We start from the raw sequence: 12541 nt of genomic DNA, 5'->3' as shown, positions 1-12541 counted from the left end.
CGTTAATTCGTATTTTGTATTCATAATGTTCATCATTTCGGGGAACAGCGTAGCAAGGGGGGTAGGACAAATACGGTCCTACCCTCAAAAAAGTTTGAAAAATATTTTGAGGTGAAAAAGGCCGGTAAAATGGGGGCAGACATGGCAAAAAGATTATCTGGCAAAAAAATTGAACTGAAGAAGATAGGAAATTGGAGCCAGGCGTTGGAACCTTCAAACCGCGAAACAGGCTAAAAACGCGAAATCGAAAGACAGGATGAACGGGATGGACAGGATGGAATAAGTCCGAAGCGCGAAAACGGAAATCCGAAAGAACTTTTGCAGAAATATTTTCGGGCAGAAAAATTTGACTGAAGAAGATAGGAGCTTGGGAGCCAGGGAGTTGGGGTGGCGGGAATCTGGAATATGAACAAACCCGGCTAGAGAAAAACGAACCATACTATGGTTTTACACCTAAACTGGTTTGACACCTAAAACAAAATTGCCCGCCTCGCGGTTAATTTACCTCCACCAAGCCAATGAGTTTGGCGTCGAAACCACGGCTGCCGTGGATGATGCCGCGATGTTCCAGCTCGCGCTGCAACATGGGTTCGAGGGTCTCGCGCAGGATGGTGAGGTTCTGGTCGGCATGGTTGGCAAGTTGTGGGGAGGATTGGGCATGCCAGAGCTTTTCTGGCTGGCGCTCCCAGGCCATATGCCGGCGACCTTGCTCATCCACAGCCAGGGGGACAATCAGGCGCTTGACCTGGCCTTTGTCACCACGGGTCTCGACTGCCCAAACAGCGAGCATCCCTTTTGTACCATCGGGCGATTGGACACTCATGCCAATCTCCTCGGGTGGAAGGTCGCGGAATTTCAGCAAGTAAGCCGCGACCAGCGGGTGATCGAGGCCAAGCAATTGGACTTTCTCTCTCTGTAACGACAGCTCCCGCTCGGTGGTCAGCAGCGTTTCGGCTCTGGTCTGGCCGTCAATCCACGCAAATAACTTGTCGCCCCGGATGGTGAAGGTGTCGGCGTCGGCGCTGGCGGCGTCGGTGACGAACCGCACCAGTGCGCCCATGCCTTCTTCGGGACTGCCCATCGCTTTGTAATCGTCCAGGCGGAATCCGTCGAGGTCTTGGAATAACTCGAAGACCACTTTGCGGGCTTCGACCGCGTTGGACATGGCGGCGTCCAATTCAACCTTGGTGCGCTTCAACTGCGGATCGCTCAAGGCATCGGCATAGAGGCTGGCGTAATTCACCTGCATCGAAAGCTGGCCAAGGATTTGGGTACGGAGGTCTTCGGCGATCTGGCCGCGCTCGTCCACTTTGCCGAGGGCACGGCCAATTTCTTTCAGTTTTTCGTCCAACAGCAGGAAAATTGAGCCTTCGATCGTGTCCGACAGGACGAGGTTGTAAACCTGGGCGGTATTGAGTTGGCCGTAGCGGTGGATGCGCCCGATGCGCTGCTCCAAGTCCATGGGATTCCAAGGAAGGTCAAAATTGAACAGCACGCGGGCGTGCTGGAGGTTTATGCCCTCGCGCCCGGCAGCGGTGCAAATTAGTACGCGTGGGCCGTCCGGGGCCTTGAACCGTTTTTCTGCCGCCGTCTTGGCACCGTGGTCACCGCCCTTAAGGACGGTGACACCCTGACCGGGATACTGTTTTTCGATCTCCGCACCAAGCATTTCCACGCTGCCGAGATACGTAGCAAAGATGACCATGCGCTCCTGCGGGTTCTGACGCCACAAGACACCGAGCGCGCCGATGAGTTTTTCCACCTTGGTTTCGCGCTGCGCGGGGTAGTTGGCCAGCAGTTCCTTGATACGACGGCGCTCCTCTGGCAATGCCACGGCCACACTGTTGATGGCGGCATCCTCGGCAGCGGCGGCGCCGGTTTCCGAACCAAACTCGTCCGCACCTGTGCCCAAGGCTTCCTCCTCCTCGCGCTGCAACTTCAAAATCTTGTAGCGATAATCGGCCAGCAACTGGTCCACCTGCGCGTTCTCCAGGCGACCTTCGGCGATGCCGTGCAATTCGCGGATGAGCGTTCGCGCCTCGTCGAGCGCGGCGTTGCGCTGGTCAATATCCAACTGCTGGTCATGCATCAACGATTCCTGAATCGTCAGCGCGATGAGCCGACGGCGCAAGGTGCGCTGGACGGCGGCGAAACTGGAGGCGGCAATCTTCTGGAAGATGGTCATCACGAACGCCAGACCCTGGCCACGTTTGCCCTAGCGCTTGGCCAGCGCAAACCCGTCCTGCAAATACGCCACGAGGGCGGCGTAAAAACCCCGCTCGGTATCGGCCATGGTGAACGACTCGGTCTGGACCTGCCGCCGGGCGAACAGGGTTGAGCCGTCCGGCTTGCAGGCGTCGGCTTTCGTGCGCCGGAACACCACGGCGTTCAAGCGATGCCGATGCTCGACCATCTCATTCGGCGAATTAAAGAGGGTGGGATTGAGCATCTGCACCAGCATCCAGAAGCGGAAATGATCGCCCTGGTGGGGCGTGGCAGACAGGAGAATCAGGTCGCGGGTGTGTTCCTTGAGCATTTCCGCAAGGCGGAAATTCTGCGTTTTCACCAGCTTGCCGTTTTGCCGGTAGGCGGTCAGATGGTGGGCTTCATCAAACACGACCAAATCCCATGGAGGCGCGGCTTTCAACCGAGCAACGCGGGCACGCAACTTCAAGGTATCAATGCTGGCGATGAGCAGGTTGTGTTTCTCGAACGCATTGGATTTGCGATCGGTCACGTCGCCCTCGCTCCCGAACACCTCGAAATTCAGGTGAAAGACTTCATTCAGTTCGCGATGCCAGTTGTTTACCAGCCCGGCGGGAACCACCATCAGCGCCCGCTTGAGTTCGCCGCGACTGAGCAGTTCTCGCAGGATTAGCGCGGCTTCGATGGTTTTGCCGAGACCCACCTCATCGGCGATGAGAAAGCGGCGGGGTGAGGCGGTGGCCACGCGATGCGTGAGCACGACCTGGTGCGGGAGCAAATCAATCTTAGCGGACGTGAGGGCGCTGACGTTATCCATCAACGGCAGTGCGTGTGCCTGATAGCAAAGCCAGGCCCGAAGCGCTCGTTTGGCGCCGCCCCTGGTATTGGTGACAACAACTTCTGAGCGACCCAGGGCAGAAGTGAGGCTGGCGACGGGTACCTGCCGTTCGCCGACCGGGAAGAACACCTTGATGAAGCCGTCCACCGGTGCGGCAATCACGACGCCTTCGCCGAGATCGGCATGGCGAACGCGGATGCCCGGTTGCAGATTGGTGGTGGCGACGCTCACGAGATGCGCGGATGGAAGAGGCCGGCCCAAATATCTTTCTTATCTGTGCTGGTGGTCATGATGCGACGGGCGCTGCCCTCCGCACCGTTCCAAAGACAGCGGCCAATCGGAATGGATTTCTTGCTGTGCTCACCGGCGCAATACCAGTGGTAGGTATCCTCGGACGCCTTGTGGAAAACGCGCTTGGGATCGGCGAGCCAGAAAATGAGCGCGGCCTCGCGTCCGCCGTCGGCGACAATTTGCTGAAAGTCGGTGATGGCGGGATAAACCGTCTGTTCCAACCATTCGACGGCCGCATCCGGGTGCAAGGTGTCCATCGCGGCTTCGAGGCCGGCGACGACGAGCGTGCGATTATTGATGAGATGAAGCTGGCCATCGGGCCAACCGGCCTGATGCAGGCGGAGCAGTTCGCGCAGACTGCGAACGGCATCAAAGGGGCAAACGTTTTTCAACGCGGCGGCATCCCAAAGTAGCGATGTCCCGCAACTAATCCAGGTGTTGTCGTGGAGGTCAGGATTCATGGTTTGCTTTTCGGCCAGCCCAAGCGCCCCAGTTCGCGTTTCAATTCAGTCCTCAATTCGGCTTCCGTGGGCAGGTGCAGCTTATAACGGCTGGCAAAAATCTTTTTACTCTTCTCCGGTCCCAGAGTGTAACGAACCACAGCGTCGTTTTTATCCGTGCAAAGAATCAACCCCAGCGTGGGATTATCGCCTGCGGTGAGCCGTTCCCGGTCGTAGTAATTGACATAAAACTCAAGCTGGCCAAGGTCCTGGTGGGCAAGCTTGCCGACTTTTAAATCCAGCAGGATATAGCACTTGAGCACCGTGTGGTAAAACACCAGGTCAATATAGAAATGGTCGCCGTCCAGGGTGATGCGCTCCTGCCGCGTCACGAACGCGAAGCCTTTGCCCAGCTCCAGCAGGAAAGCCTGCAACTCATTCAGCAACGCCGCTTCCAAATCAGACTCGACCAGCTTGGATGCGACGGGAACTTTCAAAAATTCCAGTACCAATGGTTCTTTGAAAACATCCAGAGGGCCCTGAATTTCTTGCCCTTTCCTGGCCAGCCGCAATAAACCCTTTTTGTCCCGGCTCAACGCCAGCCGCTCATACAGCAGGCTGTTGATCTGCCGTTCCAGTTCGCGGGCCGCCCAGTTGTTCTGGATGGATTCGATTTCGTAGAAGGCCCGGGCTTCTGGTTTCTCGACGCGCAGCAACGTCCGGTAGTGCGTCCAGGACAAATTGGAGTGAAGCAGGCCGGGTTGCCAGGATTGGTCACCCGAGGTTTGACCGATTGCGAATTCCGTACGCGGTGCGCAAAGAATCTTCTCCTGCTTGCTTTGGCTACGCAGTGCGTGGCTTGGCTCGGATTTCCGGGGCGGTGCGTCGGATATTTGACGCACTGCGTCAATAATTGACGGCGGCTTGGAAATTTGACGCAGTGCGTCAAATTTTGTTGCACCCATAAATTGCGGGTATTCTCCATAAAAGCGACGAAACCAGAATAGATTATCGGGCGAATACCCCCGGCCAAATTCCTTGGTAAGCCGCTGCGCCAGATCGCGGATCAGTTCCTCCCCATACCCGGCGCGTTTTGCGCCCTGTTGTTCCTCCTCCACAATCTCCCGTCCCACCAGCCAATTTGCCACCACCTGCGTCGAGTTCACCGTGCGCGCCACGCCTTTGCGGGCCGTTTCCAGGATTTCGCGCACGCGCTCATAAAGCTGACTGGATGATTTCAGTTTTTTCATGCCCGGCTTTTTAGCCTAATCCCTCCAGATCGAACAGTTTTAATTGTTCCTCGACTCTGGCCTTGTTGGCCGCCAGCCAGTCGCGGTAAATTGTCCGGGCGCGTTGGGCGGCGAATTTGATCTCCTGGGAGCCACCATGACGTGCCAGCCAGTCCACCAAGTCCCCGGTAGCCGGATGCGGTGCGAAGTTGGGACTGTCCAACGTGTCAGTCAGGCGGATGTTGCTGCCTTCCACACACGCGCCGACGAGGAACATGGTCTGGTCAAAATCTCGCGCCATGCCTTTGCGGGATGCACCTTTCCAGGCGAGTGCAAGCTCGACGGGTGGCGTGAAAGTGAAGGTTTTGTTCTTTTCTGAACACCAACCGCGCTCCTCGAAGTCGCTCGGCGCGATGCCGGTACCGCGCAGAAATTTCTGCATCTGGTCGCGCGGCACGTCCGTTGTTTCGTAAAATATACGGAAGAATTGACGTGTGTACGGTTCAGCGTTGACAGGCGGCGCCTCTGGTCCGCCGGTCGTATTGGTGTCGTCATCCAACAAGGAGTTGATACCGACTAGCGCCTCGCGGATGGTGAACGGGCGGTCTTTCTCGATGAACACCTGGCCGTAATGGCGCGAGAAGTATTCAAGCGCCTTGCCACGTCTGATGACCTGGATGTCGGCAGCGGGCAAACCTTCCTTCTGATGCTGTGAGAGTAGGTTCTTGATACGACGCACGTCATCGGTGATCTGCCGGCGCAACCGTGCCCAACTGATGGGCTGCGGCGCGGCCATCCGCTTTCGGCAAACGTGGATGATGTCGTATTCGATGGTCTTCGAGCCGAACTCGCCTTCGCCTTTCGTCTCGTCGCTGCGAATTGGATAGGTGGCTTCGAGATAGAATCCGGCATCAAACAAACTTTCCAGAACGCCGACCCACGGCTCATCTTCGCTGTGGTGGAATGTAAATGATAACAGACCACCGGCTTTCAAAATTCGGTGTGACTCACGCCAACAATCAGTTAAAACGCGCTGATAAAACCCATCAGGGTCATCAGGCTGTCGAACTTTGTTGGAAACTGCTTCGAGCGCCTTGGGTGTGTATTCCGAAGTAAATTGGTTTGGGTAGCGTGATTTTAACGCAAGGCGAAGCCACACATAAAAGAAATCTGCCATCTCGCTGTATTGAAGCAGGTCGCCGAACGGTGGATCAGTAACTACTAAATCTTGCGATTCATCATCTAGTGATTTCATGTCTGTCGCAGAGCCACAGAACAACGTGCAATCCTGGGGGACAGGATCACATGTGAGCAGCTTCACTCCTTTTGCTGAATCATCCCATCTGATTCCCGATGCCTGCTGCGCCGGGAATATCTCCCATGGTTTCATCTTCCAATCCAAAGACTCCGCTGCCCCCAGAGCCGAAGACCCCCACGGGCCGTAACCAACCTTTGAGAATGGGCCAACTTCGACCATAGTGTTCATTGGCCGAAAATTGCTATTTGAAAGGTGAGGGACAAAATGATCATGGGAAAGATGCCAAAAACAGAACATGTTCTCATTCCGAAGAAAATTCTGGAATAGACCGAGCACTATATCTTTCGCTGAATCACTGCAACTGGACTCGGAAATGGTTTTGAGAAATTGACTATTCACTAATAGTTGTCTTGGATTAAACATTTTCCACCAATGCGTGAATTGGTGGCCGAAGACATCGTGTGGCCCAATCTCGTGGCCAACATGGATTTCGCTCCGAGGCCAGTAATTCTTGAGATCGCCTTCTTTGCGTGCATCCCACTCAGCCATTGCTGCGTTGTAGGCTCGCGTGTCGGTTGCTGGTGCAAAAAAACGGCCGCCGTAAGGCGAGCATTCATCTACAAGTTTAGTGCTGTAACCCTGGAAAGCATATTCGGCATTCGGCCCAGCTTTGCCCGATTGCCTGATTGCTTCTAATACATCATTCGGAGTTCCATCGGATGCGCAAGAGAACGTGGACTTTTTAGTAATCGTGCCGCCTCTTTTGTCCGTAAAAAATGTCACCCTTGTTTCTGGGCAGGTGACTTGTTCGGGCAGATTGCCGCGCACTTCGAGCAAACGTAGCTTTGCTGCGCGGGCGTTGTTCCAACGAATCGTTGCTTCGACGGAATCTGTCGCGCTGCCGCCGTATTCACGGCCTTGCTCGTCGGTCTTTGGGCAACCTTCCAGCCATTGCGGGTGGAAGAGCAATGTCACTTCGACTTTCTTGTTTTTCGCCTTCCCCAGTTCTGATGAATTTTTTTCAGCGAATGCTTTGGCATCCTGGCGGAGCTTGCCGCAATGCGGGCACTGGTAACGGCCATGTTCATCCATCACCGCGAATGGCTTTTCGTTCGGCGCTACGAACAACGGTGAATCCGGTGCCATACGCGCCGCGTGGCGTTCCACATCGAAGGATTTCTTACAGTCTGGACATTCCCATGCCCAGGCATCCACCGTGAGCGTCTTGATGGCGACCACCGGAGTGGAAATAATGGGGGTCCGGTGCCCACATCCCTCGCGCTGACATGGGCCGTGCTTGGCCCAGAAAGTATAGATGATTTCTGGGCCTTCGTAGCGGTAGCCTTTTCGCTCCTTCCACGGCACGGAAAACATGTCAAAGCTGGAGGGGAGTTGTTCCCATGCATCCTCGGTGGCCGACGCAGCGGGCTGTTCGCCTTGAATAAAATCGGTCTGAAAAGAACTGCGTTTACGTTCCTTCGTGCCTGTGCGCCGAAACCATTTGCCCTTCTCACCGTCCGGGCCGTCGCAGGCGTAATAAGGCATGATCATCGGCTTCACCTCGGCCTCGATGTCGGCAAGCAGGCGTTTCACCTCGTCAATGTCCACCTGTGCCATTTCGTTTTTCACCACAAACCACGCAACGGGGTTTAGGTCGCAACCGAACATTTGCATTCCCAGGCGCGAGCCTTCCACAATGGTCGTGCCGCCGCCCATAAACGGCTCGGCGACCTTGAGATGACGGAACGAACCACGCTTTTGATGGTTTGCGTAATAGACATCCCAAACGGCCTTGGCCGCCTTGCTTTCATCGCCTGGCGCTTTCATTGCGGCCGCGAGCAGCATGGAACGGAAGACGCTGGATCGTCGGCGCGCCCACCACTTGGACATCTGATAAATCGGTTTGCCCGCGTTGCCTTCGATAGCGGCAATCTGGTTGATGGGGATGATGGGAAAATCCACCTCCAGACAGGTCTTGGGCCGGTTCGGATCGGAGAAATCCACCGTCTCGACGGCCACTTCCCGTCCCGCGCCGACAGCGGCGGCGATTTGGTCGGTGAGGAGTTCTTTTTTGGATTTGGATTTTTTTGGCGGCATCAGGAGTTTGGGAAGAGTTTAATTTTAGGGGCTGACAAACTGAGTTGTGCCACACGACGCGCTCCCGTTGACGCAACTCCTTCAGAGTTGGGGTGTGAACGTGAACGATGAACCCAGGGTAGTCCCGCCGTCCCTTCACCCCACGGCAGGCCAACCGCTGGGCTGAAGGCCACAATCCCTTTGGGATAGCCCGAATCATTTCCGAGCGAGGCGTGGGCGACGGGTGAGAGTTGCCCTCCAATCTTCGTTCTGGGCCAGGCGGACAGCCGGACACCTGATTTGTTTGGGTCTCGAACAACTTCACGTCGGCTGCTACGTGGGAAACAGATTATCGGCGTGGTGGGCATGATCAGGGTTTTAAAAGCTCGATGAACGGCACGGCGACTTCGAGCAATGACAGACCGCCGTGGGCAAGCGTGGGGTAGCCACCGGCGCTCTTCCATTTTCGCCGACCGAGCGCGAATTGCTTTTCGCCGTGGGCGGTGGCTAGGCAGAGGGAGATGGGCGGCATCCAATGGTGCGGGGTGCCCGCGCCATGGGCGAACCGCATACTGCCGAAATTGGTTTTGAGCCAGGACGACTGGTCGCGGTCGCTGACGTCGGCGAACATACCCGACGCGGCATAGCCGTGGTCACTGGTGATGACCAGCCGACGACCGGTAGCCATACGCGAGACCAAGTGCCAAAACGCATCGGAGGTGAGGGTTTGCACGACCTCACGGCAGAGCCGCTGGAACCCGTCGCCCGGCTCCGCCAACTGGTGGACGCGGTCGTCCGGCCAGTGATGCCACAAGGCGATGTCCGGTGCAGACTTAATCCAGTCCACACAGGAACTCCATTCCGCGCCAAGCGATTCGGTGCGGGCACCGGCCAGGTAGTGGGCCTGACCCGCACCGTTATTTTCCAGGGCAGAGCGCCCACTGAAACCGAGCGCCTTGGCGAACGGGGTGGTGTCGCTGGGCAATTCCGAGCCGCGCACACCGGCCTGATGAAGCTGGTAACCGCGCCGTTTGGCCTCTTGCAACAGCCAGGGCACCTCGCGAAGCGACAGGGCATCCAGGATCAGGACCGCCTTGCCACCGGGGGTATTATTCCAGAACTTGATGACCGATTGCGAGGAGCGGGGGACGAATTGTTCGTAATCGCGCCAGAGTTCCCAAGCCGCGCCGGAGAGGAGGAGTTCGAGTTCGCCAATTTTGCGCTCGCGATCAATCAATTCGCGCTCGGCATGCTGAGGCGTGAGCGGCGCGGAAAAGATGTCCCAAAGTTTGGTGAAGATGGCTGACCACGCTTCCGCCGGGTCGGCGGTCAGCACGGTGTCCAGTTTGGGATCGCGCCCGGTCATTGGTTTTCCTTGTCGAGGTTGAGCGAGTAGGTCACGCCGTCCGGCAATTTTTTGAGCAACTCATTCAGTTGCGCGCCGGTCATCTGCGAGACGTTGAGATTGACGTTGGAGATATTGGTGGCCGCGCTGATGCCCCATTTCTCGACTTCACCGAGCAAATTAACCGGCGTCTTGGGCGGCGTGCCGAAAGGCTTGAACGTGGGGCCAGCGGGTTGCGTCTGGCCAGTCAGGGTGAAAGGATTGGCCGGCTGACCGCCCGGCGGCGTGCCGGAGGGATTCGTGGGTGTCCCCGGCGTGAGCGGGAGCGCGCCGCCGCTCTGATTTGCCGCGCCCGGCAGCAACATGATGGTTTGCTCCAGATCTTTACCCGAACCGATATCCCCTTTGATGCGCATCCAGACGGCATCCTCGGACTCACCGGGATTGGCTTGCAGCAATTTGAGGCCGCGCACATTGATGGCGATTTTCCCGGCGGCGCACAGACGCAAAACCTTTTCCTTAGCGGCAACTTCGCCCAGCCAGGGAATGCAGTGTTTACCGCTAATGGCGGGCTCCTGGAGCTCAGTAATGAATTTTGCGACTGATGAACTGGAACCGGCATGGGCGAGCGCCGCCTCCTCAAATTCCTCGGCAACGAACAGTTCCTTCTCAATTTTCTCGTGGATCGCCTTCGGAATCTTGTCGCCAGATGCGCCATGCTTCTCAATGGAGAAACGGCATTGGTCGGGTTGAGCGAAGCTCCAGATATCGAGGACGGCGAACGTATCGAATAACTCACGAAGCCGGGGGCGAAGGTGCGAGTTCTGGTAGGTCTGGAACAGGGGGAGGTACGCGCCATCCGTGGCCTTCCAATGATCAGCCAAATGGATGGCGCGGGCATAAATGACCAGATCACGGTCAAGGTAAAGGATGCCCGCCGTCTTCTTCGGCAGGAGAAAACGGAGCGTGTTGCGCCGTTGCGGGAGATGCTGCTTGAGCCAGCCGCCCAGCACTGCTTCGACGTTGTCCGGGTATTCGGGCAGGACAATGAGGGGAAGGCGGCCATCCCAGCGGTCGGGGCGCTCGGTTTCGGGAAGCTCGGACCACGGATCGGTTTGCCAAAGTTTGCGAAGGACGACGACACGGAAGGTGCGCGAGACCTCCTCGGCGCCACCGATGACATAACGGAGCTCGGACGCGAGGCGCTCCACGTCCCGCGCCTCATGCGGTCCGCCCTTCTCGAACAACTTGTCGTTGCGGGCGTGGGCCAGCAATTTACCTTCGGCGTTTTCCTCTTCCTTGAACACCAGGCGATTGCCAACGGTGTGGATGTTGAAGCTGTTCTCTTTGATCAACGCCATTTCAGCAGCAAACGTGTTGTCATCCACCGGCACGGCGCGCGTGATGTCGCACTGGAGTTCGACCGGTTCCGCGCCGTTGATCTTCTCCACACCCAACGAGCGCAACCAGAGCGCGCTGATGATATCAGCCGCGTGCGGCACATTGTTGTCGGGGTCTTTGACAGCGGTGCGGACGGCTTCAAGGTTGCGACGGGCTTTTTCCAGCAAAAGCCGGTGCACCTGATTGGAAACGGAACTCAACAATGACGTGACGCTGCCCTGGTCGTTGGTAATGTCAAAATCGGCAGCGGTAATGACCGGCGACTTGTCGCCCCGGTTTTTAAACAAATCAACGAGGATGCGTATGAGGTCGCGGGTTTCCTGCGCTTCGGTGGCCACCAGCACCTGGTCTTCGAGGAGTTGCATGAGCACCGGGGAATAGGGCCACGCTTCGGCGAATTCGGCCCGCCGGGCTTCATGCTGCGAGGGCGGGGTTTGGGCAAGCCGGACGGACTCTTCGACATGCAGACGGATCAGGGCGGAGATATCCGCTGCCGCCACATTCATACGATTCTCGAAAATGCGGTAAAGCAGCAAGCGTTGGCGGTCTTTCTTGGCCTGCATGCCTTGGAAATCCACGAGAACGGGATTGTTACGATGCAGTTGCTGATACGCCTGGGACTGGTTGTCGCGGATGGAGACGACCAGCACGAGCAAGTCGGGATGGTCGTTGGCGATCTCGGACAGGAGCTGGATGAAATTGAAGGCCCACTTGCGCCACGGATACTGTTTGGTATCGGTGAGGCCATCATACCAGGTTTGAAATTCGTCCAGCAGGAGGGCGGTGGGCTGCGCCTGGAACATCTCCAGGAGCAGGTCAACGCTCGGAATATCGGTCTTGCGGGACGGGTCGGTGCCCATCCATTTGCCCTTGAGGTATTCGCCCTTGGGATGGCGTTCAAAAAGCAAGTCCCACAGAAATTTGTAGCGTTGCTGGTGAAGGCTTTCCGCGATGATGTGGAAATCCGTCCGAAACTTGAGGGTATTCAATTCCGGCCGATTGAGTTTAGCAGCCCAATTTGCCAACCATTTCGAGGCTTCGGCGGGGTCTTTCATGCCGTGCCACATGGCGGCCATCAAATGAGACTTACCTTGACCACGCCCGCCAAGCAACACCACCGGGTGCGACTTGCCAGGCTGGGTGGCCTCAAGAATATGAAGCAGATCCACCGAGGGATAGGTGATGCTGAGGAATTCGGCCGCCGGTTTTTGCAGGGCGCTGGTCGCCTTGTCGGCGGAAAAGTCAATCGTTGTGCCCTTGAGGCGTTCACCCTTGAACTCATCGCGTAATTTCAGGCCAAGCATAGGTTAAAAGGAGTGGAGGCGGTTTCGTTGATCAATCCTTGGAAATGGAACGACCTGACAATTGGAAACGGAACGGCTAGCCGGCCTTAAGATGGCGGAAGAATCACCGATTTGGAGAGATGTTTCCATGGTCGCTTGATGCGTACTCTGAACC

7 protein-coding genes are annotated in these 12541 nt (G+C 56.9%); all 7 read right to left on the bottom strand.

Going from position 1 to position 12541, the window contains the following annotated elements; all coding sequences use genetic code 11:
* Positions 1-496 precede the first annotated feature (496 nt).
* The 7 genes from WCO56_17385 to WCO56_17355 all read right to left on the bottom strand — a co-directional run bounded on the left by WCO56_17385 (position 497) and on the right by WCO56_17355 (position 12387).
* On the bottom strand, positions 497-2185 hold the full coding sequence (locus WCO56_17385) for a helicase-related protein (protein ID MEI7731352.1): 1689 nt from the start codon (positions 2183-2185) through the stop codon (positions 497-499).
* 30 nt (positions 2186-2215) lie between these two features.
* The gene (locus tag WCO56_17380) at positions 2216-3274 is read right to left on the bottom strand and encodes a DEAD/DEAH box helicase (GenBank protein ID MEI7731351.1); all 1059 of its coding nucleotides are present in this window, start codon (positions 3272-3274) and stop codon (positions 2216-2218) included.
* Positions 3271-3795 carry a 5'-nucleotidase gene (locus WCO56_17375; GenBank protein ID MEI7731350.1) on the bottom strand — a complete coding sequence of 175 codons (525 nt, stop codon included), beginning with the start codon at positions 3793-3795 and terminating at the stop codon, positions 3271-3273. Before WCO56_17375 ends, WCO56_17380 begins: the two co-directional genes overlap by 4 nt.
* Positions 3792-5024: a PDDEXK nuclease domain-containing protein gene (locus tag WCO56_17370; GenBank protein MEI7731349.1), complete on the bottom strand. Its 1233-nt coding sequence runs from the start codon at positions 5022-5024 to the stop codon at positions 3792-3794. Before WCO56_17370 ends, WCO56_17375 begins: the two co-directional genes overlap by 4 nt.
* A 10-nt stretch (positions 5025-5034) precedes the next feature.
* Positions 5035-8358 (bottom strand): DUF1156 domain-containing protein, encoded by a 3324-nt coding sequence (locus tag WCO56_17365; GenBank protein ID MEI7731348.1) that lies wholly within the window; start codon positions 8356-8358, stop codon positions 5035-5037.
* A gap of 349 nt (positions 8359-8707) precedes the next feature.
* Positions 8708-9703: a hypothetical protein gene (locus WCO56_17360; protein MEI7731347.1), complete on the bottom strand. Its 996-nt coding sequence runs from the start codon at positions 9701-9703 to the stop codon at positions 8708-8710.
* Positions 9700-12387, bottom strand: coding sequence for a DUF499 domain-containing protein (locus WCO56_17355; protein MEI7731346.1), 2688 nt, complete (start codon positions 12385-12387; stop codon positions 9700-9702). Before WCO56_17355 ends, WCO56_17360 begins: the two co-directional genes overlap by 4 nt.
* Positions 12388-12541: the final 154 nt, after the last annotated feature.

Source organism: Verrucomicrobiota bacterium (assembly GCA_037139415.1).
GTDB lineage: Bacteria > Verrucomicrobiota > Verrucomicrobiia > Limisphaerales > Fontisphaeraceae > JBAXGN01.
This window is presented reverse-complemented; position numbering and strand designations above follow the sequence as displayed.